Raw genomic sequence first — 25,070 nt, forward strand, 5'->3', positions numbered from 1 at the left:
GAGTAGAATAGTGCGGCTTACATATTGGGTTGCTGAATTAGAGATCGGCGCCTGTCTTAATTTATCTATATATATTTGGAGTTGTATCATGTCTCTAAGTGTTGAAGCGAAAGCTAAAATTGTTGCTGACTTCGGTCGCGATGCCAATGACACCGGTTCAAGCGAAGTTCAGGTTGCTCTGTTGACTGCTCAAATTAACCATTTGCAAGGTCACTTCTCCGAGCACAAAAAAGATCACCACAGTCGTCGTGGTCTGCTGCGTATGGTATCCACGCGTCGTAAGCTGCTGGACTACCTGAAGCGTAAAGATGTAGCGAGTTATGTTTCCCTGATCGAACGTCTGGGTCTGCGTCGCTAAGTCTGCGAGTTTCGGGAGAAAGGGGCCAAATTGGCCCCTTTTTTCTAAGAAGCAATGATAAAATACGTTAGTATATTGTTGTTGTTCTATATTTTTAAAACATAGGATCTTCCGGTGCAGAGGTTCGCGCGGCTAATGAGAGACTTTAACTCATGGGAGTTAAGGGTTGTCATTAGTCGCGAGGATGCAGTGTGAAGGTATGAGTAACAGGTGGATGAGATCGTCAATACGATCCGGCACCGCATAGTATAAGGATACTATTTTGCTGACTCCGATTATTCGTAAATTCCAGTACGGCCAACATACCGTTACTATTGAAACTGGCATGATGGCTCGCCAGGCGACTGCTGCCGTTATGGTCAGCATGGATGACACCGCAGTATTCGTTACTGTTGTTGGCCAAAAGAAAGCTAAACCAGGCCAGAGTTTCTTCCCTCTGACTGTTAACTATCAGGAGCGTACCTACGCTGCTGGTCGTATCCCAGGCAGCTTCTTCCGTCGTGAAGGCCGCCCAAGTGAAGGCGAAACACTGACTTCACGTCTGATTGACCGCCCGATTCGTCCACTGTTCCCAGACAGCTTCCTGAATGAAGTTCAGGTTATTGCGACTGTTGTTTCTGTTAACCCACAAATTAACCCAGACATCGTGGCACTGATTGGTGCATCAGCTGCGCTGAGCCTGTCAGGTATTCCATTCAATGGCCCAATCGGTGCTGCTCGTGTTGGTTTTATCAATGACCAGTATGTGCTGAACCCAACCACCGATGAGCTGAAAGAAAGCCGTCTGGACTTGGTTGTTGCCGGTACTGCGGGTGCAGTATTGATGGTTGAATCAGAAGCAGACATCTTGTCTGAAGATCAAATGTTGGGCGCGGTTGTCTTTGGCCACGAACAACAGCAAGTTGTGATTGAAAATATCAACGCTCTGGTTGCTGAAGCGGGCAAACCAAAGTGGGATTGGCATGCTGAGCCAGTAAACGAAGCGCTGCATGCGCGCGTTGCTGAGCTGGCTGCTGCACGTCTGGGCGATGCTTATCGCATTACCGAGAAACAAGAGCGTTATACTCAAGTTGATGCTATCAAAGCTGATGTGACTGAAGCACTGTTAGCGCAAGATGATACATTAGATGCTGCGGAAATTCAGGACATCCTGGGTAGCGTTGAGAAAGACGTAGTTCGTAGCCGTGTACTGCGTGGCGAACCGCGTATTGATGGTCGCGAAAAAGACATGATCCGTGGGCTGGATGTGCGTACTGGCGTGTTGCCACGTACCCACGGTTCTGCGTTGTTCACCCGTGGTGAAACTCAGGCGCTGGTTACAGCAACACTGGGTACTGCACGTGACGCACAAAATATTGATGAGCTGATGGGTGAGCGTACTGACTCATTCCTGCTACACTATAATTTCCCTCCATATTCTGTTGGTGAAACAGGCATGGTTGGTTCACCGAAACGTCGTGAGATTGGCCATGGTCGTCTGGCGAAACGTGGTGTGTTGGCAGTGATGCCAAGCCCGAGCGAGTTCCCTTACACTGTGCGTGTGGTTTCTGAAATCACCGAGTCTAACGGTTCTTCCTCAATGGCTTCTGTTTGTGGTGCTTCTCTGGCCCTGATGGACGCAGGTGTGCCGATTAAAGCCGCTGTTGCTGGTATCGCAATGGGTCTGGTTAAAGAAGATGAAAACTTTGTTGTTCTGTCTGACATTCTGGGTGACGAAGATCACTTGGGCGACATGGACTTTAAAGTAGCCGGTAGCCGTGACGGTATCACCGCACTGCAGATGGACATTAAAATTGAAGGTATTACCCGCGAAATCATGCAGGTAGCTCTGAACCAGGCTAAGGGTGCGCGTCTGCACATTCTGGGTGTTATGGAACAGGCTATCAGCACACCGCGCGGCGATATCTCTGAGTTTGCTCCACGTATCTACACCATGAAAATCAATCCTGAGAAAATCAAGGATGTGATCGGTAAAGGCGGTTCTGTGATTCGTGCGCTGACTGATGAAACTGGCACCACCATTGAAATCGAAGATGATGGCACCATTAAGATTGCAGCAACTGACGGCGACAAAGCGAAACATGCTATCCGTCGTATCGAAGAGATTACTGCTGAAATCGAAGTGAACCGTATCTATGCGGGTAAAGTTACTCGTATCGTTGATTTCGGTGCATTTGTTGCCATCGGCGGCGGTAAAGAAGGCTTGGTACATATTTCTCAAATCGCTGACAAGCGTGTTGATAAAGTGACTGATTACCTGCAGATGGGTCAGGAAGTACCGGTTAAAGTTATCGAAGTTGATCGCCAAGGTCGTATCCGCCTGAGCATGAAAGAAGCGACTACTCCTGATGCAGAAGCATCGGCACCAGAAGCAGCAGAGTAATTAGTATTCCACAGCTCCTTACTCATGAGTGAGGAGCTGTGTTATCTCGAGGGCAGGATGCTCTTGTGTTAAACAAATGGATGAAAGGATATTTATCCAATGTTTGTCTTCGGGAGTAGGAAATGAAGCCTTTCTTGCGCTGGTGTTACGTTGTGACAGCACTCATGCTGGCAGGATGCAGCAACCATGATTGGCGTAAAGACGAGGTATTGGCAATCCCGTTGCAACCTACGTTGCAGCAGGAAGTGATTCTGGCGCGCATGGAACAAATCCTTGCAAGTCGGGCACTTACGGATGATGAGCGCGCACAGCTTTTATATGAGCGCGGAGTGCTGTATGATAGCCTCGGGCTACGGGCACTAGCGCGAAATGATTTTTCGCAAGCGTTAGCTATTCGTCCTGATATGCCAGAAGTTTTTAACTATCTGGGCATTTATTTAACGCAGGCAGGCAATTTTGATGCTGCCTATGAAGCGTTTGATTCTGTACTAGAGCTTGATCCAACTTACAATTACGCGCGTTTAAACCGGGGTATCGCTCTGTATTATGGCGGTCGACTCCCGTTGGCGCAGGATGATCTGCAGGCGTTTTATCAAGACGATCCAAATGATCCCTTCCGTTCGTTGTGGCTGTATCTAGTGGAAAGAGAAATCGATCCCAAGACAGCGGCAGTAGCGTTACAACAGCGCTATGAAAAATCGGACAGAGGGCAATGGGGATGGAATATTGTCGAATTCTACCTGGGCACGATCAGCGAAAAAACGCTGATGGAAAGGCTTAAGGCAGATGCAACGGATAACACTTCGCTCGCTGAGCATCTCAGTGAAACTGACTTCTATTTAGGTAAACATTACCTAAGTCTGGGGGACAAGGACACCGCTTCGGCGCTGTTCAAACTGACGGTAGCTAACAACGTTCATAACTTTGTTGAGCACCGCTATGCATTGTTGGAATTGGCGCTTTTGGGCCAAGAACAAGACGACCTATCGGAATCGGACCAGCAATAGCTGACGAACAACTATTAGCCTGACTACCTTGGTTTTTGCCAACGTTAATCACCCTAACAGGTGATGGCCTTTTTGTTCGTTTTATAATCTAATTTGAGCCGGTTCACACTTTTCAATGAAAATGACTGAAAATTTTCTCGACGAGTTATGTAGACTGGCCGCCATTATTAATGAGGCACGTGTACATGACTACTGAGCTTGAAACCTCTTTTGCTGATCTGGGGCTGTCCGCTCCAATTCTTTCTGCTCTGACTGATCTTGGTTATGAAAAACCATCTCCTATCCAGTTGGAGTGTATTCCACACCTGTTGAACGGCCGTGATGTTCTCGGCATGGCGCAAACCGGTAGTGGCAAAACAGCCGCATTTGGTCTGCCGCTGTTACACAACATTGATCCAAGCCTGAAAGCACCGCAAGTGTTAGTACTGGCTCCAACTCGTGAGTTGGCTATTCAAGTTGCTGAAGCATTATCTAGCTTCTCTAAACATATGAACGGCGTTAACGTGGTTGCCCTGTATGGTGGCCAGCGTTATGACGTTCAATTACGCGCTTTGCGTCAGGGGCCACAAGTTGTTGTTGGTACCCCAGGTCGTCTGTTAGACCATCTGAAACGCGGTACCCTTAACCTGTCCAACCTGAGTGGTTTAGTGTTGGATGAAGCAGATGAAATGCTGCGCATGGGCTTTATCGAAGACGTGGAAAATATTCTGGCGCAGATCCCGGCTGAACATCAGACCGCGCTGTTCTCTGCCACTATGCCAGAAGCGATTCGTCGTATTACCCGTCGCTTTATGAAAGAGCCACAGGAAGTTCGCATTCAGTCTAGCATGACTACCCGTCCTGATATCAGCCAGAGCTATTGGGTTGTAGACGGTGTTCGTAAAAACGATGCATTGGTTCGTTTCTTGGAAGCTGAAGATTTTGACGCTGCTATCATTTTCGTTCGTACCAAAAACGCGACGCTGGAAGTGGCTGAAGCTTTGGAACGTAGCGGTTATAACAGCGCTGCATTAAATGGTGACATGAACCAGGCTGCACGTGAGCAGACTCTTGAACGCCTGAAAAATGGTCGTTTAGATATTCTGATTGCAACTGATGTTGCGGCTCGTGGTTTGGACGTTGAGCGCATCAGCTTGGTAGTAAACTATGATATCCCTATGGATTCAGAGTCTTATGTCCATCGTATCGGTCGTACCGGTCGTGCTGGTCGTGCTGGTCGTGCATTACTGTTCGTTGATAGACGTGAACGTCGTCTGTTGCAGAACATTGAACGTACTATGAAGATGACTATTCCACCAGTGCAATTGCCAAATGCAGAATTACTGGGCGAACGTCGCTTAGCCAAATTTGCGGCTAAAGTTGGCCAACAGCTGGAAAGCAGTGATTTGGATATGTACCGTGCGTTGTTGGCTAAGCTGCAACCAGAAGAAGAGTTTGATATTGAAACTCTGGCTGCTGCACTGCTGAAAATGGCACAGGGCGAACGTCCTCTGATTCTGCCTCCAGAAGCACCACGTCGTCCACAGCGTGAATTCAATACTCGCGATGACCGTGGTAGCGATCGCGGTCGTGACCGTAATGATAGCCGTCGCGAACCTCGTTCTGACAGCCGTGACGGTGGCGAACGTCCAGCACGTCGCGAACGTCGTGATGTTGGTGAGATGGAACTGTACCGCATTGAAGTTGGCCGTGATGATGGTGTTGAAGTTCGTCATATCGTTGGCGCTATCGCTAACGAAGGTGATATCAGCAGCCGTTACATCGGTAACATCAAGCTGTTTGCTTCACATTCAACTATTGAACTGCCGAAAGGCATGCCGGGCGAAATGTTATCTCACTTCACTCGCACCCGTATCCTGAACAAGCCGCTGAACATGCAGTTGTTGGGTGATGCACAGCCGCATGAGCGCCGTGAGCGCCCTGCAGGTGGTAACGGTGGTGAGCGTCGTGGCGGTGGTGCTGGCCGTTCATTCGGTGGCGAACGTCGTGACGGTGCCGCTGGTGCTCCTCCTCGCCGTTCATTCGGTAGTGACCGTGCTCCAGCCGGTACTGGCGAACAGCGTCGTGGCAATCGTGATGGTCAGCGTCCAGCTGCACCACGTCGTGATGATGCAGCAGCGCCTGCTGCACCTGCTCGTCGTCGTTTCGGTGATGCATAAGTATTAGTCATCTTTGATGATTAAACATAAAAACCAGCCTTCGGGCTGGTTTTTTTATGCTTATCAAACGGGCTTATTTTGCCTAATAACAAAAAATATTTGGAACAGATTTACCTAATGAAGATTGGAAATAATCTATTACTTTCAATTCTTAATCAAAATAGAAATAAAAATAATTCAGCTTATATTTTTTTATTGTAATCGGATATTTGAGTTGCATATTATTTAGCATCATAATTAATTCACAATTGATAGCTCATTTACATATGTTTTCTTTTAAATTAAGAAAGATTACATGCCATTGTGATAGATTTGCGTTGAAACAAAAACAAAAAATTATTTATCATAAGGATCTAAATATGAAAGCTTATATGCTGGTTATACCTCTTTTTTCTTTTGTTCTTACTGCATGCTCAACGCCTGTAACCTCGCTAAATAATGAAGATCTTTGCGCTAAATTAGCCGAAGGCGAATACTTTAAAAATAATTGGATTTGGGACCCGGCATTTAAAGAATACCAAGATAGGAAAACAAAAGGCACTATTTCAGTAGAGCAATGCGAGACAATAAAGGCGCAGAATATCGCGAGTTTTGCGAAAAAAGATGCTGAAGCAGAGGTTGAGTCAGACTAGCCCAGCCGGCATAGGTAAAGAGTCGATCCCTGAAAGGAATTGCTGTTTCCTTGGCACAGTAATGCGTTGTTATCACATACAAAAATTGCCTCAAACGAGTATCTGGCGATAAAACATCGCGCGAGTTATTGGTTTTATTATGATTCACTTCAGCCATCTATTTTATTTTTCTTAAGAAAATGGAGCAAAGCGAAAAGGGTAGGAAACTCAAAATAGAGTTTATTGGATTAGAGCGTGTTTATTTTACGCCTCTGATGGCATTTATATTATTACCTATTTTTATCTAACAAATTCAATACACTTTTTAGCTGAATGAAATAGTTCAATGATGAGTTTGTGATGACTTTATGGTTAAACATAAAACCAGCCCTAGAGCTGGTTTTATTATATCTCTAATTCATTGATATAAATAGATTAGAGATGCTCGCCAGGTTGCAAGTCTTGTTGCAGGCTGGCAACTATCTCAAATGAATATAATCTCGCCTGGTGATCAAAGATCTGGCCATTCACCATTAACTCATCAGCCTGAGTTTCACGCAATAACGACTGAAGCCCGTGTCGGACTTTACTCTTATCACCAATAATGGACAGACGCAGTGCTTGATCAATACCAAACTGTTCGGCTGGCGAGCAGATTTTCTCCATATCTTCGACTGGCGGAGGAAGCTGCCCCGGTGTGCCACGGCGCAAATTGACAAACTGCTGCTGCATTGAGGTAAACAAGAAACGGGCATCACGCTCGCTGTCTGCGGCGACGACATTCACACACACAATCGCATAAGGTTGCGGCCATTGAGCGGAGGGTTTGAAGTTTTCGCGATACAATTTAAGCGCCTGGAATAGCATGTCCGGCGCAAAATGCGAGGCGAAAGCGAAAGGTAGCCCCATAGCTGCTGCCAGTTGTGCACTATACAGGCTGGAACCCAGCAGCCACAGAGGAACATGCAAACCTTGACCGGGAACCGCTTGGACTGCTTGCCCAGGTTGCACCTCGGCAAAGTAGTTTTGCAGTTCGCGCACGTCAGACGGGAAGTTATCTACCTCACCGGAGAGGTGTCGGCGTAGTGCCATCATGGTGCGCTGATCAGTGCCAGGTGCCCGGCCCAGACCGAGGTCGATACGGCCAGGATACAGCGAGGCGAGGGTACCAAACTGCTCAGCTATCACTAATGGCGAATGGTTTGGCAGCATAACACCACCTGAACCGACGCGGATGGTGCTGGTGCCACCGGCAATATAGCCAATTAGCACAGAGGTCGCAGCACTGGCAATGCCGGTCATATTATGATGTTCAGCCAGCCAGTAGCGGTGGTATCCCCACTTTTCAGCATGTTGAGCCAAGTCCAGCGAGGCGTGAAATGCATCTTGTGGCGTGTTGCCCTGAGCTATCGGTGATAAATCGAGAACAGAAAGCGGTACAGTTTTTTTGTCAGTCATAGAATCGTCCATCTTAACCTTATGTCGAGTCGCTTGAAGGGCGAACGCACTAATCCTCTTTGTCCTTGACGTTGCAGGGGCGCTAGCTGCGCGCACTTACCCAAATCACTTACTTGAGTAAGCTCATCGGGATGCGTGCCTACCTGCACCACCAATGACGTTGAGGATCTAACTAATTTGCTCACAGAAATGCGAGGCTATTACCCTTAGCAGCATAATCTAAATAACAGTTGCTGACGGGGTAATAAATGCGGCGATTAAAGGGCTAGCAAACCTATGAGGATTTACCCTGCTGTTAGTGGTGCGGGTTTATATATTGTATTGCCGGTGAAATGGGGTAAACCTTACCTCACGTTGGGTTGAAATATTTTTTTTCGCAATCCTTACATAACACTGAAAAAAGCAAACAGTCGATATCCGTACAATTGCGAATGATTATTCTCATCACAATTTACGGTACAAATTTATGCGCAGTAAGATTATTTTGGCGTGTTTGGTGTTCACGCTGGTCGCTTGCGATCAAAGCTCTTCACCTTCAGCTACGCCCTCACTCAAAGAGGTGGGGGTGGTGACCTTAAAAACCGAACCAGTGACATTGAGCAGCGATTTATCGGGCCGAACTGTTGCGGTGATGGCGTCTGAAGTCAGGCCGCAAGTCGATGGGATAATCAAGAAGCGCTTATTCACTGAAGGGGCTGAGGTCAGTGCTGGTCAAGTGTTGTATCAAATAGACCCAGCCAGTTATCAGGCGGCTTATGACACAGCAAAAGCCGCGCTGCAAAATGTTCAGGTCAGCGTAAAATCCGCCAGGCTGAAAGCCCAGCGTTATGCCGCATTAGCCAAAGAGAATGGTGTATCACAGCAAGATGCTGATGATGCCCAAACCAGCTATCAACAAGCATTGGCCAATGTGGCTGAAAAAACAGCCGCGCTGGAAACCGCACGTATCAATTTGGCCTATACCCAAGTGCGGGCACCCATTTCAGGTCGTATCGGTATCTCCTCTGTGACGCCCGGGGCGCTGGTGACGGCTAACCAAACCACGGCATTAGCAACCATTCGTAACCTCGACCCCATTTATGTCGATTTAACCCAATCCAGTGCGCAATTACTTGCTTTACGCAAACAGCGGCAGGCCGGTAATGAAACTGTGGTGAATGCCCCTGTTCAACTGACGTTGGAAGATGGCTCAGTTTATGCTCACGAGGGTTCACTGCAACTGGTTGAAGTGGCCGTGGATGAAGCAACTGGCGCGGTGACTCTGCGGGCTGAATTTCCTAACCCAGAACATCAATTATTACCGGGTATGTTTGTGCGCGCCTCGGTTCGTAACAGTGTGAATAACGCTGCGATTTTAGCGCCTCAGCAAGGTATCACCCATGATGCGAAAGGACATGCTACCGCGCTGGTCGTCAATCAACAGCAGCAAGTTGAGCGGCGTGAAGTGGTCACCGAGCGTGCCATTGATAACTACTGGCTGATTAACAGCGGGTTGGTTGCGGGTGATCGCCTGATTATTGAGGGAACGGAAAAAGTCAGTGTCGGTGATGAAGTTAGACCGGTAGAGGTGAGCACCAGGCTGCCTGTTGTGGTTGAATCTGTCACGCCATCAACCGGGGAGAAATAATCGATGTTTGCTCGTTTCTTTATCCATCGTCCGGTTTTTGCCTGGGTCATTGCCATTGTTATTATGTTGGGTGGGGCGGTTGCGATGCAAACCTTGCCGATAGCCCAATATCCCGATGTGGCACCGCCATCCGTTTCTATTAAAGCTACTTACACCGGAGCTTCGGCTGAAACACTCGAAAACAGTGTGACACAGGTGATTGAGCAAGAACTGACGGGGTTGGATGGTTTGCTCTATTTCTCTTCCTCCAGTAGCTCTGATGGTAAGGCTAATATCGTCGCGACCTTTAAACAGGGAACCAATGCCGATACTGCGCAGGTACAGGTACAAAATAAGGTGCAGCAGGCGCTAACTCGCTTGCCAACCGAGGTGCAGTCGCAAGGGGTCACAGTGACCAAATCGCAGACAAACTTCTTGTTGATCATGGCGCTGTATGATGAAAAGGACAAACACACCGGGACGGATATTGCCGACTATATGGTCAGCAACTTGCAAGACCCACTGGCTCGTCTCGAAGGGGTGGGTAGTGTGCAAGTGTTTGGTTCGCAATATGCGATGCGGATTTGGTTAAATCCAACCAAATTGGCGGCTTACAGCCTGATGCCCAGTGATATTCAAACTGCCATTGAAGCACAGAATACACAGGTTTCTGCCGGTAAAATCGGAGCATTACCGAGTGGCAAAGAACAGCAATTGACCGCCACGGTCATGGCGCAATCCCGCCTGAAAACCCCGGAGCAATTTAACAATATTATTGTTAAAAGTGACAGCACCGGCGCGGTGGTCCGGCTGAGTGATGTGGCTCGTGTTGAGCTGGGTAATGAAGACTACAGCGTGACCACTCGTCTAAATGGTCATCCGGCCGCGGGGATCGCGGTGATGTTAGCGCCGGGTGCCAATGCGTTAGCGACCGCCGAGAGAGTCAAGGCTAAAGCAGCCGAGTTCGAGTTGAGCCTACCTGACGGCTACAAAATTGCCTATCCCAAAGACAGCACTGATTTTATTAAAGTGTCGGTCGAGGAAGTGGTCAAAACGCTGATCGAAGCCATCCTGCTGGTGGTTATCGTGATGTACGTTTTCCTGCAAAATATCCGCGCTACCTTAATTCCCGCGATTGCGGTTCCCGTCGTATTGCTGGGAACATTTGGCGTACTGGCTATATTTGGCTATTCAATCAATACGTTGACACTTTTTGGTATGGTGCTGTCTATCGGTTTATTGGTGGACGATGCCATTGTCGTGGTGGAAAACGTCGAGCGGGTGATGCGGGAAGATAATCTCCCACCTCGTGAAGCCACTGAGAAATCAATGGGTGAAATCTCCAGTGCATTGGTTGGGATTGCACTGGTGCTCTCGGCGGTGTTCTTGCCGATGGCTTTCTTTGGTGGTGCGACTGGGGTGATTTATCGCCAGTTTTCCATCACGATTGTATCAGCGATGGCATTGTCGGTACTGGTGGCATTGACCCTCACACCAGCACTGTGCGCCGCATTCCTTAAACCCAATCATAAGCCGCTATCAAACACGGGGTTCTTCGGCTGGTTCAACCGTCATTATGACCGGATGCAGACGCGTTATGAAAGCATGGTCGGGAATGTTATCCATCGATCTTTACGCTATTTATTGATTTACGCCGTGCTGATTGTGGTGATGGGCATACTGTTTATTCGCTTGCCGACTGGCTTTTTACCCACTGAAGATCAAGGTGATGTCATGGTGCAATATACCCTGCCTGCCGGGGCAACCAGTGGGCGCACTATGGAAGTCAGTAAAGCGGTAGAAAACTATTTCCTGACCCAAGAAAAGGACAATACCAAAGCGGTCTTTACTATCTCTGGTTTTGGGTTCAGTGGCAGCGGACAAAATGCCGGTATGGCGTTTATTGCATTGAAAAACTGGAGTGAACGACCGGGCAGTGAAAACACCGCAACAGCCATTGCTGACCGCGCGATGAAGGCGCTATCGGTTATTCGTGACGCCCAAATTTTCAGTATGACACCGCCCGCGGTAGATGGATTGGGTCAGTCGAATGGCTTTACTTTTGAGCTACAGGCCGCTGGCGATACCAGCCGTGAGCAGTTACTCACTTTGCGCGATCAACTGATTAGCAACGCCAGTAAAGATCCTATTTTGACCTCCGTTCGCGCCAATACCTTACAACAAATGCCGCAACTACAGGTGGATATTGATAACGATAAAGCCGCAGCATTAGGTTTATCAATAAGTGATGTCAACGCCACACTGAGTGCTGCTTGGGGGGGAACCTATATCAATGATTTTATTGATCGTGGGCGGGTGAAAAAAGTATATATGCAGGGTGATGTAGATTCCCGTTCTAAACCAGAGGATATCAACCAATGGTTCGTGCGTGGCAGCAGCGATGCCATGACATCATTTTCTGCTTTTGCGACCACACGTTGGATCTATGGCCCGGAAACTCTTTCGCGCTATAACGGGCAGGCGTCTTATGAAATTCAGGGGCAGGCAGCTTCCGGCAGTAGCTCAGGTACAGCAATGGATCGCATGGAGAAATTGGCAGCCGAATTACCCGGTACCAGTTATTCATGGAGCGGATTGTCTTATCAGGAACGTTTAGCCAGTGGGCAAGCATTGTCACTGTATGCCATTTCAATCTTGGTAGTATTTCTGTGTTTGGCAGCCCTGTATGAGAGTTGGTCGGTGCCTTTCTCGGTCATGATGGTTATCCCGTTAGGGATAATTGGGGCAGTAGCCGCAGCGACATTGCGTGGTCTGGAGAATGATATCTACTTCCAGGTGGCCTTGCTGACGACCCTTGGGCTGGCATCGAAAAACGCCATTTTGATTGTTGAATTTGCTGAGGCCGCCTATTTACGTGGTGAGCCATTGGTAGCGGCGGCTTTGCAGGGCGCTGCGACGCGTTTACGGCCTATCCTGATGACTTCACTGGCGTTTGTTGCTGGGGTCATGCCTCTGGCAATTTCTACCGGTGCTGGAGCCAACAGCCGTATTTCAATCGGTAGCGGTATTATTGGCGGTACCTTAACGGCGACCGCGCTGGCCGTCTTTTTCGTCCCTCTATTCTTTGTATTGATTCGTCGCGTGTTCAGCGGCAAGTCAAAAAAAACCACTGAACATAAAGGAGTCTGAAATGTTCAGTCGCATACTGACATTATTGTTACCCGTGCTTCTGGCAGGATGTATTTCTCTCGATCCAGACTATCAACGTCCGGCAGCACCGGTTCCGGCAACGCTACCTTATTCAGCCGCCAGTAGCGGCACGGCGGCAGATATTCCGTGGCAGGAAACCGTGACTGAACCTAAGTTGCGTCAGGTTATTACCTTGGCATTAGGGAGTAACCGCGATTTGCGTCAGGCTATTGCCGATATCGAAGCTGCTCGTGCGCAATATGGGGTGCAACGTGCCGCGCAGATGCCAACGGTCAATGCCGGAGTAGAGGGTAGCCGCGGGCGCTCATTATCCGATACATCCGACGGCAACAACAATACGGCGATCAGTCAGAGTTATGGTGCTGAGATCAGTGTCAGTGCCTTCGAACTGGATTTATTCGGCAAAAAACGCAGTTTGTCTCGTGCTGAGTTTGAAACTTATCTGGCAACAGAAGAGGCCGCGAAAACCACGCGTATTACCTTGATTGCTGATACGGCAACCGCCTGGGTGACCTTAGCGGCTGACCAGAATCAATTATTGTTGGCCGAAGAAACGCTAAACAGTGCGGCACAGTCGCTCAAGTTAGCACAACTGCGGCAGAAAAATGGCGTAGCGTCACGTATTGACGTGGCCGCGATGGAAACCTTGTATCAATCAGCACGGGCCGATGTTGCGCAATACAAAACGACAGTCGCACAGGATAAAAATGCGTTGGATTTACTGGTGGGGCAGCCGGTACCTACGAATTTATTACCAGCAGCGGCAGCTACCTTGCCGCAGGTTATCAAAGCGGTACCTGTTGGGCTTTCCTCTGATGTGTTGTTGAACCGGCCTGATGTCTTGGCAGCTGAGCATAAATTGAAATCGGCTAATGCCAATATCGGGGCGGCTCGGGCGGCGTTTTTCCCCAGCGTGACCTTGACTGCCAGTGGCGGCGTGGGTAGCTCGGCACTGGCAACATTGCTCCGTGAGGGGGCAGGAATTTGGTTATTTGCCCCGGCTATTACCTTACCGATATTTGATGGCGGGGCGAATCAGGCAGCACTGGATTATTCACAAGCACAGAAAAACGGTTATATCGCTGCCTATGAGAAAGCCATTCAGACAGCGTTTAAGGAAGTTGCTGATGCTCTGGCGCGTAAAACCACCATTCAGGAGCAGTTGGCGGCCCAGCAAGCTTATGTGGCGGCAGCACAGGAAAGTTTTGAATTGGCACAGAAACGCTATAAACAAGGAATAGATACTTATTTGAATATGCTGGATGCTCAGCGCACGTTGTATTCGGCACAAGCCAGTTTGATCACTGTGCAACAAACACAAGCTAATAATATGATTACATTATATAAAGTTCTGGGCGGCGGGATATCTGACGCCAGCAAAGACTAGTCTCTCCTTCTGCGGGTGCATAACGTACCCGCATCTTTATCTTTAGCATTTCGCCAATTTAGCACTCCTGGCTGATTGTTCCAGTCAATTATTCTGATTTATTGACTGATAAATCAATTATAAAACATTTAATACTGTTTCAAGTGCTATTGGCTCTGAAAGATGTGACCATATCGACAAATATCACATTAACCTTTCTATTTGAGTGGTTAATTTTCATTGATGATCGTCACAGATTTACTGTTGAAAAAACATTGTTACGCAGTGCATATATACTAGTAAGTTACATATAATCTTTATTTATCAAGTGATTAATGAGTTACCTGTTCTTTTGTGAAATAATATACTGCTAATTGATCATGCTAGTAGATTAAAATTCAGAATAAGACTCTTTTTGTAGAAAAATTTTCCATTCACGATGAATTAATTAGGCTAAGTGAAAAAAACATTCTCTATTCCTCGGCGTAATATAGCCAAAAAATAAGAACACCTGCCCTCGGCTATTTTCCCAAATGAGTTAAATAGCGGATAACTCGCTCTGTACATATTCATAACAATAAAACCTACTAACCAGAGATTAAGGCGAGACCGATTATGGAAACGGCAAAAAAAAATGAGAGTGTCATTTTAATTGATTCTCCGGCAGCCAAAAATGCCAATATGACTGAGAGGGAATGGCAGGAAGCTATTAAGTTTGATAGCACGGATTTTGGCTGGGTAATAATGAGTATTGGGATGGCTATCGGTGCCGGGATTGTATTTTTACCAGTGCAGGTTGGGTTGATGGGGTTATGGGTTTTTTTGCTTTCATCTATTATTGGCTATCCTGCTATGTATCTCTTCCAACGATTATTTATTAATACATTGGCAGAATCACCAGAATGTAAAGATTACCCGAGTGTTATCAGTGGATATTTAGGGAAAAACTGGGGGATCGTGTTAGGTGCGCTCTATTTTATTATGCTAGTCATCTGGATGTTTGTTTATTCCACCGCCATCACCAATGACAGCGCTTCCTATTTACAAACATTCGGTGTCACCGAAGGGCTATTATCCGATAATCCTTTTTATGGTTTAGTGCTAATTTGCGTGCTGGTGGCAATCTCCTCACGAGGTGAAAAACTGCTGTTCAAACTGTCGAGCTTTATGGTGATTACCAAGTTATTGGTGGTGGCTGCATTGGGTATTTCGATGGTAGGGATGTGGCACTTGTACAACGTTGGTATGCTGCCACCCGTGGGTTTACTGATAAAAAATGCAATAATTACACTGCCGTTTACTCTGACGTCTATCTTGTTTATTCAAACACTCAGCCCAATGGTTATCTCATATCGAGCCAAGGAAAAATCACTGGAAGTGGCTCGTCATAAAGCCCTGCGGGCGATGAATATTGCTTTTGGTATTTTATTTTGCACGGTGTTCTTCTATGCGGTTTCCTTTACGCTGGCAATGGGACACGATGAAGCGGTTAAAGCTTATGAGCAAAATATTTCAGCGCTGGCCATCGCCGCTAAATTCTTCCCCGGCGGATGGGCAACTGTAGTCAGTGTTATTTTAAATATCTTTGCAGTAATGACGGCATTTTTTGGTGTTTATTTAGGTTTCCGCGAAGCGACACAAGGTATTGTGCTTAATATATTACGTCGCATCATGCCACCTGAAAATATTAATGAGCGCTGGGTGCAAAATGGAATCATGGTCTTTGCTGTATTACTGGCATGGGGCGCGATTATATTAAATGCACCCGTCTTGAGCTTTACTTCTATCTGTAGCCCTATATTCGGTATGGTGGGGTGTTTGATTCCTGCATATTTAGTTTATAAAGTGCCGGCGCTGCATAAATACAAAGGCCTGTCTTTGACCGTCATTATTATTACCGGCGTTTTACTGTGTATTTCCCCATTCCTGGCATTCTCTTGAAATAACGGCATCTGACATTACCTGCTGTAAATGTTTGAAGGTATTTATTATGAGTAACACAACTGATTCTGCTTTATGGACGGCGTTTATCCATGTTATTCAACGGGATGTGCAACCCGCTGTAGGGTGTACTGAACCGATCGCCTTGGCGTTGGCATCAGCCATTGCTGCATCATATTTGCCCGCGAAAGCTGAGCGTATTGAGGCGCGGGTTTCACCAAATCTGATGAAAAATGGTATGGGTGTGACAGTGCCGGGCACCGGCATGGTGGGATTACCTATCGCCGCCGCAGTCGGGGCATTAGGCGGTGATCCTGACGGCGGGCTGGAGGTGTTGAAAAACCTCAGTTCGCAACAGGTGGTAGAGGCGAAAGCCATGCTGGATCGGGGGGATGTACGAGTCGATATGCAGGCGGGGGATGAAATCCTGTTTGCCGAAGCCACGCTATATCACGGAGATCAATGGGCTTGTGTCACTATTGCTGGTGGCCACACTCAAGTGGTGAGAATTGTCATTAATGGCAATGTTCTGTTTGAACTGGCACCAGAGTCCCCGTCAGAACAGGTGGCATGCCATGCTCATGATTGCTTGAAGCAGGCGACGGCTCGCCAAGTTTATCAATTTGCCACTCAAGTGCCATTTGAGCAGATTGCCTTTATTTTACAGGCCGCCAAATTGAATGGGGCACTGTCGCAAGAAGGGCTAACAGGCAACTATGGTTTGCACATTGGTGCTTCACTGATGCGTCAGCGCGGGCGGGGGTTGCTGGTTAAGGATTTGCTGTCGGATATCATGATTCGCTCGGCGGCGGCATCTGATGCACGCATGGGCGGAGCGCTGCTGCCCGCGATGAGTAATTCCGGCTCCGGTAATCAGGGGATTGCCGCTACCATGCCAGTAGTGGTGGTGGCAGAACACGTAGGAGCCAGTGAGGAAGAGCTGGCTCGGGCGCTTATTCTTTCCCATTTGATGGCGATTTATATTCACAACCAGTTACCCACTTTGTCTGCATTATGTGCCGCCACCACCGCCGCAATGGGGGCTGCAGCAGGGATGGCGTGGCTGCTGGAGCCGCGTTATGAACCGGTAGCATTGGCCATTGGCAGTATGATTGGTGATATCAGCGGGATTATCTGTGATGGTGCGGCCAACAGTTGCGCGATGAAAGTTTCCACCAGTGTTAGTGCGGCGTATAAGGCGGTGTTGATGGCATTAGACAGCAGCGGGGTTACTGGCAATGAGGGGATCGTCGCGGATGATGTCGATCAGTCAATCGCTAATCTGTGTGCGCTGGCCTGTGGTGCGATGCGGCAAACAGACAGTCAGATTATCGAGATTATGGCGCACAAGTGTCACTGTGATTAGGCATTGATAAGTATGAAGGGCAGGGAGGGCAATGCTGCTCTCCCTGTTATTTATTATTGGTTTATGACACTAATTCTAATCCTGCCAGCCGTCGCCAGTAGCCATTACAATCGGCTTTATCGGCCAGTGTCAGTGGGTTTAATCCCAACTCATTGGCGCGAAACTGATCAATGACATCCAGCGTTTCCATGCCTTGCGGCGAAAGGCGAACAATATCCACCAAACCTTGCATGGAAATCAGATCGTTACCAAGGTTATAGCAATAGCCACTTTGGGTCTGAATCCCATTAAGGATAAACACCTGTTGGTCTTCCTGTGACAACACCTTTCGACCTTGTGGGTACTTAATGCAGCAGGTTTCACATTCATCTTTGGCCCGGTCTTCTGAACGCGCGGTAAAACAGCGGGCAGAATAAGCCAGTGGCAGGTGACCGTAGCTCAAGACTTCAACTTCAAATTTATCGCGAAATCCCAGTTCTTCGCACTGTTGCAGCACATTCGCCAGCCAATCGCGCGAAAGCTCAACTGGCATACACCAGCGCATCATGCCCTGACGATGCAAAATGCGCAGAGTATAGGCGTTATAGCAATTGAGGGCATGACCGGCGACAAAGGGTAAACCGCGATCGGCCGCCATATTCACTGCACCTAAGTCATTGGCTTCTAACAAGAACTCGCCGTTTTCGACATAGCGCTTTAATTCATTTAATTCTGATGGTGCTTGCAGCAGGGCCAGTGTGGAAATCACCACCTGTTTGCCACTGGCGGCAACATCTTTGGCGAGTGCTAACCAATCACCCACTTTCATTTCGCGGCGTTTGGTACAAACATTCTCACCAAGATAAATAATATCGGCACTGCTGCTGGCCGCGGCCTGATAAAAAGTTTCAATATCGGTTTTCGGCCAGTAATAGAGTACTGCGCCTAAGGCGTACTTCATATTTCCTCCGGCTACTGCCACTTGCGATGATAAGCGCCCAGGGTGGTTTGGGTGCCTTCGGACATTGCGCCCAATTGTTCCATCCATTCTTCTTTGGCGGAAAATTGCGCAGGATTGGCCAGATAGCGGTCAATTGCCTGCCGCCACACTTTCGCCACCTGGCTGACATAAGCCGGGCTGCGCTGACGCCCTTCAATTTTCACCGAGGCAATATTGGCGGCAAATAATTCCGGTAGCAGTTCAAGAGTATTGAGGCTAGTCGGCTCTTCCAGTGCATGATAGCGCTGCCCATCCACCAAATAGCGCCCTTTGCACAAGGTCGGATAGCCGGCATTTTCGTTATCTTCATAACGGTCGATCAGCACTTCATTGAGGCGAGACTCCATCCCTTGCGGGGTTTGCTGCCAGCGCACAAAGCGCGCCGGAGAGCAGGCACCGACGGTATTGGGTGATTCACCGGTCAAATAGGATGAAAGATAACACCGCCCTTCAGCCATAATGCACAAGCTGCCAAAGGCAAAAACTTCCAATGGAACCGGGCTGGTGCGGGACAATTGTTTTACCTGATGCATGGATAGCACCCGCGGTAAAACAACTCGTGCGACATCAAAATGGCGTTGATAGAAGCGGATAGCTTCATCATTGGTCGCCGAGGCTTGTACCGACACATGGCGCTCAACTTGTGGGTAGCGTTCGGCGGCATATTCCAACATCGCCAAATCCGCCAGAATCAGGGCATCAGCCCCAAGCTGTGCCGCCATATCAACGGCCCGTTGCCAGCGGGAATAGCCGGCAGGGTGAGCAAACGTATTAATGGCGATATGCAATTTCCGTTTGCGGCTGTGAACGTAATTGACGGCTTCCTGTAATTTTTTATCGGTGAAATTCAGTCCGGCAAAATGGCGGGCGTTAGTATCATCTTTCAAGCCGATATAAACCGCGTCAGCACCATTATCGATTGCGGCCTTTAATGCGGGTAAATTACCGGCAGGACAAAGCAGCTCCATAGAATTTTCCCTATCCGAAGATGATATTAGAGTTTAGCGAATGGCGATTTTAGTTAACCCGCCGTGAACTGACCTTGATTTAGGGCAGTTTCTTTCGCATTGGTGCCATTCTTCTGATATTTAGCAAAGATCTGATGCAAAATTTATTGATATAACAGGCTTCCACATTCTGCCAATGTGGCAAAATAGAACTTTATTTTATACAGATTAATACCCAAAGTAATTGGAGTTGCAGGTAGGCGGCAAAAGAACTCATCCCAATGAGCTATTTACTGTAAGGTCAACGACCAGTAAGTGATTTGGGTGAGTGAATGTAGCCAACACCCCTGTGGCTTCAAGTACAAAGGGTATATCACCAAAAAGGAGTCAGCCTGTGTTGGGAGAACTACGAGCACGCCTTGTACGCCAAGGGCCAGCGCTGCTGCGGGGGCCGTTAAAATTGACGCCATTTGCTTTGCAACGCCAGGTGTTGGAGCAAGTGTTGGGCTGGCAATTCCGTCAGGCGCTGCTGGACGGAGATCTGGAGTTTCTGGAGTCTCGCTGGTTAAAAATTGAAGTGCGTGACCTCGCATTGCAATGGTTTATGACCGTGGAAAACGGTAGGCTGGTGGTGAGCCAACAGGCTGAGGCGGATGTTAGCTTCAGCGGTGATGCCAACGATCTGATTTTGATCGCTGCCCGTAAAGAAGATCCGGATACGCTATTTTTCCAGCGCCGGCTGCGAATTGAAGGGGATACCGAATTGGGCCTGTATGTGAAAAATCTGATGGATGCCATTGAATTGGAATCTATGCCGACGCTACTGCGAGTCGGTCTGCAACAACTGGCGGAATTTATTGAAGCGGGTCAGCAAGAGGGTGCGGCGAGTACTTCCCGTACATTAGCATCGTGCTGATCCGAGTTGAAATTCCAGTGGATGCTCCGGGGATCGACGCCTTATTACGCAAGGCATTCAAGGGCGATGATGAAGCAGGATTAGTGCAACAATTGCGCGAAGATGGCTTACTGACGCTGGGCATTGTGGCAACCGATGATGAAGGCGGTGTAGTTGGTTATGCAGCATTCAGCCCGGTGGATGTGGGCGGCGAAGACCGTCAATGGGTTGCACTGGCCCCGCTGGCAGTGGAAGAAAGTCTGCGTCGTCAAGGATTGGCTGAGAAGCTGGTCTATGAAGGCCTCGATTCTCTCAATGAGTTCGGCTATGCCGCAGTGGTGGTATTAGGCGATCCCGCCTATTATCAGCGTTTTGGCTTTGTGCCAGCGGCCCGTCATCAATTAACCTGCCGTTGGCCTGATACTGAAGAAGCCTTTCAGGTGTATGCGTTGGCAGAAGATGCACTGACAGATGCTGATGGCGAAGTGGTGTTTTCTGCGCCGTTTAATCGGTTCTAACGTCTAGCAACGATACCAATGAAGAGGGCTGGTTCATCACCAGCTTTTCTTTTTGTTGCTTACTGAGCTGCTTGACTCGATATTCCAGCTTCAACGCCGTTGAGCGATCCCCTGCTTCACAATGAAATACCAGCGCTAACTCTCCTTTGCCCCGCAGCGCTTTTGCGCCTTTTCCAGCTTGATGTTGCGTCAGTCTCCTGGCCACATCAGTGGTAATGCCGGTATACAGCATGCCACTGGTGGTGCGCAGCAGATAGAGATGCCAAAGGCTGTCCGACATAATCTTATTCCAGTCCGGGGGTAGCGGTTCGGAACATTATTACCGGAATTTCCCATTGCATCCTGACTTTTTTATCTGCTGGCACCTGATCAGTTTAAATTGGTTCTATTTGGCTCAATATGAACCATTCGATTATTTATTTAGTCTTTGCTGCAAATTCAAAGCGTGGTGAAACCAAACCGTACAGTGTCCAACCGAGGAAGGTGACAATCGCCCCCCAAGTCATGGCTTCCTGGCCTGAACTATAAAGCGCATAGAAGCTATACATCGCACCGATAAAGGCAATGATATTGGCTTTGCGCGCTTTTGCAGGTGGAACATTGGCGGTTTTCTGAATAATCACCAACGCTGCCATCGACAGAATATAAGGGATGATATTGGTTACAACTGCCAGATTGACCAGCACATTGAATTGTTTATTCAATGATGGGCTAATGGTCATTAGTGACAAGACACTCTGGATGACAACAATAGTCAGCATCCCTTTGATTGGCGCATCAGCTTTACTGACTTTAGAGAAGATTTTCGGGAAGAAACCTTCATCGGCAGAGGATTTAAATACCTGAGCGATGGTGAACTGCCAGCCGAGCAATGAACCCACACAAGACATAATCATCAATGCCATGATGATTTTACCCACAGCTGGGGTAAACATATAAGCGAATGCCAGGCCAAATGGCGCTGTTGAGTTCGCCAAGTCCATATTAGGGACAATACCGGCGATGACGTTGGTCGAAATAATATAGATAACCGCTGCACCTAAAGTCCCGCCCAATACGGCAATCGGGACGTTACGTTCAGGGTTTTCTACGGCGTCGGTATTGGCACAGGCAGATTCCAGCCCGAGGAAAGCCCATAATGTCATCGAAATGGAGGAACCGATAGCTTCAAAAGTAGGTACGCCATGTGGGTTCCATGCCGCCGCGTAAGCGGAGCCGCTAAACCAGAACCAACCAATAATTGAAATCCCCACTACCGGAATAATCACCCCCCAGATAGTGACACTACTGATCTGCCCGGTAATTCGTGCGCCGCCGAAGTTAGCCACCGTTGCCAACCACAGTACGCCGATAGTCGCGATACAAATACCCAGTGGCGTTAAGGTGGCCCCCAGTAATTCAGTTCCGTACCCGACCGCCGATATGGCAATAGCGATATTGGCAATCAATAGAGATGCACCATAGGTATAGTTGGCCATGAAGTTGCCGGATTTACCGAAAGCGTATTCTGCATAACCGCCCATCCCACCCGATTTACGGCTGAACATCCCGCACTGGGCAAATGCATAAGCCAGCGCCATGGAACCGACGGCGGTGACTAACCATGAAACGATAGAAATCGTCCCAACTTCGGCGAGTTTGGTTGGCAGCATAATTATGCCTGATCCCATCATATTGACGGCAGTCAGAATAGTTAACTGTACTACTCCCATCTTATTATTTGTTTTACTCATTTTTATTATCTCTTTTTAAATTTCAGAGACTGCGGGAATAATTAACTCCCGCAGGTTTGAGTTATTGGTGTTGTATAATAGAAGTCTTCTTTTTTACTTGTTTTTCATCATATAGCCGTATGCGCGGTTCCATCCGTCTTCATCGACTTGTAAATAAACACCTTGTAATTCAGGCGCAAAGCCTGGCAATAAATTAATACTTTCTTCAAGTGCCAGGAAATAACGTTGAGCAGCACCACCCCAAACTTCACCAGGGACAACACACAATACTCCCGGTGGGTAAGGAAGTGCGCCTTCAGCGGCAATTCGGCCTTCTGCTTTACACAGTGGAACTAATTCAGCATGTCCACGAACGAATTCAATATTGGCATCCTGAGGATTCATCATGACTTTAGGGAAATATTGTTTGCGGAACATTTCTTTTTGCAGCTGTTTAACATCGTAGCTGACATAAAGGTCATGCATTTCCTGACATAATTTACCGATGGTATAACCTTTATAACGAGTTTCGTTATTACGATAAACTGTTGGTAATACATCACTCAGCAATGCATCTTCTTCAATGAAACGTTCAAAGCGAGCAATTTGCGCCACCAGATGTTGCATTTTCGCTAAGTCTTCAGCTGGCGTTAATAAGAACAGAATGGAGTTCAGATCGCATTTTTCTGGCACGATGCCATTTTCACGCAGGAAGTTAGCCAGAATAGTAGCCGGAATACCTGAGGCGGTATATTCACCGGTATTAGTATCAATGCCTGGTGTGGTTAATAACAATTTACACGGGTCGACAAAGTATTGTGATGCTTCATAACCTTCAAAAGCATGCCATTTTTCACCGGGAATGAAATTAAAGAAGCGTAAATCTTGAGCCATAGCCTCGGTGTCATATTCTTGCCAAGGTTTACCATCAACCTCTACCGGCACAAAAGGTTTAATCATATTACAGGTATTTAAGATCATTTTACGGGCTTCAATACCGGTCTTCACACAATCTAACCACATGCGCTGACCACTTTTCCCTTCATGCATTTTCGCATTAACATCTAATGCTGCGAATAATGGATAGAATGGGCTGGTGGAAGCGTGCAACATAAAGGCATTATTAAAACGTTTATGATTACAATAACGATCCTGGCCTTTAATGTGTTTATCTTTCTTATGAATTTGTGAGGTTTGCGAGAAACCGGCTTGTTGTTTATGTACTGATTGCGTAACGATAATACCTGGATCGTTTTCATTCAGTTCAAGTAATAATGGTGAGCAATCTTTCATCATAGGAATAAACTGCTCATAACCGACCCAAGCTGAGTCGAACAGAATATAGTCGCAAAGATGGCCGATTTTATCCACAACCTGACGAGCGTTATAAATAGTGCCGTCATAAGTGCCTAATTGGATAATCGCCAGGCGGAATGGGCGTGCTTCGTTGGCACGTTCCGGGGCTACGCTACGGATTTGTTCACGCAGGTATTTCTCTTCAAAACAATGAGCATCAATACCACCGATAAAGCCAAACGGGTTACGGGCAGTTTCCAGATAAACCGGTGTAGCTCCTGCTTGAATCAGTGCGCCGTGGTGGTTGGATTTATGGTTATTACGGTCAAACAGTACCAGATCACCACGGGCTAATAGGGCATTGGTGGCGACTTTGTTAGAAGCTGATGTCCCGTTCAGTACGAAATAGGTTTTATCGGCGTTAAATACTTTTGCAGCATGTTTTTGCGCATCACAAGGTGCGCCTTCATGAATAAGCAAATCGCCTAATTTGACGTCAGCATTACACATATCAGAACGGAAAATAGTTTCACCGTAGAAGTCAAAGAATTGACGTCCAGCCGGATGTTTACGGAAGAACTGACCACCTTGGTGTCCCGGACAGGCAAAAGTAGAATTCCCCATTTCAACATATTTTTTTAATGTACTGAAGAACGGAGGTAGCAACTCTTTTTCATATTTTTCAGCTGCGGATTCCAGTTGTTTACCGTAAAAATCAGTATTGTCACCGCACAGTTCAAATACCCCATTTAAAGACGGTAATACATCGGTATTCAGTTCTTCTTCACAACAAACAGCCGCAAAAATCGGAATATCCAGACCTAATGAATGAATGCTTTCAATGACACCATTATTAATGTCTTGAACAGAGAGTACCACAGCAGCTACATCAGTAAAGTCGGTGTGTAAAACATCTACAACTTCGCGCTGTGATTCAAAACAAGGCATGGCAGATGTACTCGCCGCGATATTTAATTTTTTCATTTATTTTTCTCTCTTATTTTATTTAGGGTATATGAACCCGTCCAACATTTTTGCAAGTTGGATTTAGTCGTTTAATAAATTTTGTGTATAGCAGCCCGTATCAATGAATTAAAACTCATTAATAAGTAAGTCTGCTTTTCTGCGCAACACGTTGCCTTTATACCATTCCTTGTCTTTACATAAAAAAGACAGAATTTAAGGCGCAGTGATCCTCATGTCATTTAGCATTAATGACAAAGGTGACATCTAATTTTTACAGGATAGCTATGTTTCTGCTGAAAGACTTAAACACCAAGCCAATAGAAATTGAGTT

Annotated in this window: 19 protein-coding genes; 13 read left to right on the forward strand and 6 right to left on the reverse strand. The window is 47.4% G+C overall.

Annotated elements, in window-relative coordinates:
• The first annotated feature begins 88 nt into the window (after positions 1–88).
• The 6 genes from rpsO (at position 89) to FGL26_RS18305 (ending at position 6,539) form a co-directional block, all read left to right on the forward strand.
• A complete protein-coding gene (gene rpsO / locus FGL26_RS18280) occupies positions 89–358 on the forward strand; it encodes a 30S ribosomal protein S15 (protein WP_005156269.1) in 270 nt (89 codons plus the stop codon).
• A 262-nt stretch (positions 359–620) separates the two neighbouring features.
• Complete coding sequence (gene pnp / locus FGL26_RS18285; protein ID WP_005175389.1) at positions 621–2,741, forward strand: polyribonucleotide nucleotidyltransferase; 2,121 nt, start codon at positions 621–623, stop codon at positions 2,739–2,741.
• A 122-nt stretch (positions 2,742–2,863) separates the two neighbouring features.
• Positions 2,864–3,748 (forward strand): lipoprotein NlpI, encoded by an 885-nt coding sequence (gene nlpI, locus FGL26_RS18290; RefSeq protein ID WP_005156264.1) that lies wholly within the window; start codon positions 2,864–2,866, stop codon positions 3,746–3,748.
• A 121-nt stretch (positions 3,749–3,869) separates the two neighbouring features.
• Entirely contained in the window at positions 3,870–3,944 is a 75-nt protein-coding gene (yrbN, locus tag FGL26_RS21980; RefSeq protein WP_223499600.1) for a protein YrbN, read from the forward strand.
• The gene (locus FGL26_RS18300; protein WP_032908733.1) at positions 3,934–5,907 is read left to right on the forward strand and encodes a DEAD/DEAH family ATP-dependent RNA helicase; all 1,974 of its coding nucleotides are present in this window, start codon (positions 3,934–3,936) and stop codon (positions 5,905–5,907) included. The genes yrbN and FGL26_RS18300 overlap by 11 nt, the downstream gene beginning before the upstream one ends.
• A 359-nt stretch (positions 5,908–6,266) precedes the next feature.
• Positions 6,267–6,539: a lipoprotein gene (locus FGL26_RS18305; protein WP_005175372.1), complete on the forward strand. Its 273-nt coding sequence runs from the start codon at positions 6,267–6,269 to the stop codon at positions 6,537–6,539.
• A 414-nt stretch (positions 6,540–6,953) separates the two neighbouring features.
• Here FGL26_RS18305 and FGL26_RS18310 read toward each other — a convergent pair whose 3' ends face one another.
• Positions 6,954–7,976 (reverse strand): luciferase-like monooxygenase, encoded by a 1,023-nt coding sequence (locus FGL26_RS18310; RefSeq protein ID WP_032903261.1) that lies wholly within the window; start codon positions 7,974–7,976, stop codon positions 6,954–6,956.
• A 466-nt stretch (positions 7,977–8,442) separates the two neighbouring features.
• On the opposite strand from FGL26_RS18310, the gene FGL26_RS18315 reads away from it, so the two are divergent.
• The 5 genes from FGL26_RS18315 (at position 8,443) to FGL26_RS18335 (ending at position 17,426) form a co-directional block, all read left to right on the forward strand.
• Positions 8,443–9,603, forward strand: a complete 1,161-nt coding sequence (locus tag FGL26_RS18315) for an efflux RND transporter periplasmic adaptor subunit (RefSeq protein WP_005175367.1) — start codon at positions 8,443–8,445, stop codon at positions 9,601–9,603.
• Between the two features lie 3 nt (positions 9,604–9,606).
• Positions 9,607–12,732, forward strand: coding sequence for an efflux RND transporter permease subunit (locus FGL26_RS18320; RefSeq protein WP_005175365.1), 3,126 nt, complete (start codon positions 9,607–9,609; stop codon positions 12,730–12,732).
• A gap of 1 nt (position 12,733) precedes the next feature.
• Complete coding sequence (locus FGL26_RS18325; RefSeq protein ID WP_138060262.1) at positions 12,734–14,140, forward strand: efflux transporter outer membrane subunit; 1,407 nt, start codon at positions 12,734–12,736, stop codon at positions 14,138–14,140.
• Between the two features lie 594 nt (positions 14,141–14,734).
• Positions 14,735–16,060 carry an SLC5/6 family protein gene (locus tag FGL26_RS18330; RefSeq protein ID WP_005175361.1) on the forward strand — a complete coding sequence of 442 codons (1,326 nt, stop codon included), beginning with the start codon at positions 14,735–14,737 and terminating at the stop codon, positions 16,058–16,060.
• 49 nt (positions 16,061–16,109) lie between these two features.
• The gene (locus tag FGL26_RS18335; RefSeq protein ID WP_005175359.1) at positions 16,110–17,426 is read left to right on the forward strand and encodes an L-cysteine desulfidase family protein; all 1,317 of its coding nucleotides are present in this window, start codon (positions 16,110–16,112) and stop codon (positions 17,424–17,426) included.
• A gap of 61 nt (positions 17,427–17,487) precedes the next feature.
• Here the strand turns inward: FGL26_RS18335 and FGL26_RS18340 are convergent, their stop codons facing one another.
• Both FGL26_RS18340 and ubiU read right to left on the reverse strand, forming a co-directional pair.
• Entirely contained in the window at positions 17,488–18,366 is an 879-nt protein-coding gene (locus FGL26_RS18340) for a U32 family peptidase (RefSeq protein WP_005175357.1), read from the reverse strand.
• Between the two features lie 11 nt (positions 18,367–18,377).
• A complete protein-coding gene (ubiU, locus tag FGL26_RS18345; protein WP_005175355.1) occupies positions 18,378–19,373 on the reverse strand; it encodes a ubiquinone anaerobic biosynthesis protein UbiU in 996 nt (331 codons plus the stop codon).
• Positions 19,374–19,746: 373 nt separating this feature from the next.
• Here ubiU and ubiT point away from each other — a divergent pair, with 373 nt between their 5' ends.
• Together ubiT and FGL26_RS18355 are read left to right on the forward strand one after the other, a co-directional pair.
• Entirely contained in the window at positions 19,747–20,268 is a 522-nt protein-coding gene (gene ubiT / locus FGL26_RS18350; protein ID WP_011815454.1) for a ubiquinone anaerobic biosynthesis accessory factor UbiT, read from the forward strand.
• Positions 20,262–20,765, forward strand: coding sequence for a GNAT family N-acetyltransferase (locus FGL26_RS18355; protein WP_005175351.1), 504 nt, complete (start codon positions 20,262–20,264; stop codon positions 20,763–20,765). The genes ubiT and FGL26_RS18355 overlap by 7 nt, the downstream gene beginning before the upstream one ends.
• Here FGL26_RS18355 and FGL26_RS18360 read toward each other — a convergent pair.
• From FGL26_RS18360 to speF, 3 genes are all read right to left on the reverse strand, one after another.
• On the reverse strand, positions 20,752–21,045 hold the full coding sequence (locus FGL26_RS18360; protein ID WP_005156248.1) for a GIY-YIG nuclease family protein: 294 nt from the start codon (positions 21,043–21,045) through the stop codon (positions 20,752–20,754). The genes FGL26_RS18355 and FGL26_RS18360 overlap by 14 nt on opposite strands.
• A 136-nt stretch (positions 21,046–21,181) precedes the next feature.
• Positions 21,182–22,498, reverse strand: a complete 1,317-nt coding sequence (gene potE / locus FGL26_RS18365) for a putrescine-ornithine antiporter (RefSeq protein WP_005175349.1) — start codon at positions 22,496–22,498, stop codon at positions 21,182–21,184.
• 93 nt (positions 22,499–22,591) lie between these two features.
• Positions 22,592–24,757 (reverse strand): ornithine decarboxylase SpeF, encoded by a 2,166-nt coding sequence (speF, locus tag FGL26_RS18370; RefSeq protein ID WP_005175347.1) that lies wholly within the window; start codon positions 24,755–24,757, stop codon positions 22,592–22,594.
• Positions 24,758–25,070 lie beyond the last annotated feature (313 nt).

The sequence above is a fragment of the Yersinia enterocolitica subsp. enterocolitica genome, assembly GCF_901472495.1.
Taxonomy (GTDB): domain Bacteria; phylum Pseudomonadota; class Gammaproteobacteria; order Enterobacterales; family Enterobacteriaceae; genus Yersinia; species Yersinia enterocolitica.

Bases quoted from the DNA above. Each gene is read 5' to 3' on its own strand.
- rpsO (WP_005156269.1), top strand. From the start codon at position 89: ATGTCTCTAAGTGTTGAAGCGAAAGCTAAAATTGTTGCTGACTTCGGT.
- nlpI (WP_005156264.1), top strand. From the start codon at position 2,864: ATGAAGCCTTTCTTGCGCTGGTGTTACGTTGTGACAGCACTCATGCTG.
- FGL26_RS18300 (WP_032908733.1), top strand. From the start codon at position 3,934: ATGACTACTGAGCTTGAAACCTCTTTTGCTGATCTGGGGCTGTCCGCT.
- FGL26_RS18305 (WP_005175372.1), top strand. From the start codon at position 6,267: ATGAAAGCTTATATGCTGGTTATACCTCTTTTTTCTTTTGTTCTTACT.
- FGL26_RS18310 (WP_032903261.1), bottom strand. From the start codon at position 7,976: ATGACTGACAAAAAAACTGTACCGCTTTCTGTTCTCGATTTATCACCG.
- FGL26_RS18315 (WP_005175367.1), top strand. From the start codon at position 8,443: ATGCGCAGTAAGATTATTTTGGCGTGTTTGGTGTTCACGCTGGTCGCT.
- FGL26_RS18320 (WP_005175365.1), top strand. From the start codon at position 9,607: ATGTTTGCTCGTTTCTTTATCCATCGTCCGGTTTTTGCCTGGGTCATT.
- FGL26_RS18325 (WP_138060262.1), top strand. From the start codon at position 12,734: ATGTTCAGTCGCATACTGACATTATTGTTACCCGTGCTTCTGGCAGGA.
- FGL26_RS18330 (WP_005175361.1), top strand. From the start codon at position 14,735: ATGGAAACGGCAAAAAAAAATGAGAGTGTCATTTTAATTGATTCTCCG.
- FGL26_RS18335 (WP_005175359.1), top strand. From the start codon at position 16,110: ATGAGTAACACAACTGATTCTGCTTTATGGACGGCGTTTATCCATGTT.
- FGL26_RS18340 (WP_005175357.1), bottom strand. From the start codon at position 18,366: ATGAAGTACGCCTTAGGCGCAGTACTCTATTACTGGCCGAAAACCGAT.
- ubiU (WP_005175355.1), bottom strand. From the start codon at position 19,373: ATGGAGCTGCTTTGTCCTGCCGGTAATTTACCCGCATTAAAGGCCGCA.
- FGL26_RS18360 (WP_005156248.1), bottom strand. From the start codon at position 21,045: ATGTCGGACAGCCTTTGGCATCTCTATCTGCTGCGCACCACCAGTGGC.
- potE (WP_005175349.1), bottom strand. From the start codon at position 22,498: ATGAGTAAAACAAATAATAAGATGGGAGTAGTACAGTTAACTATTCTG.
- speF (WP_005175347.1), bottom strand. From the start codon at position 24,757: ATGAAAAAATTAAATATCGCGGCGAGTACATCTGCCATGCCTTGTTTT.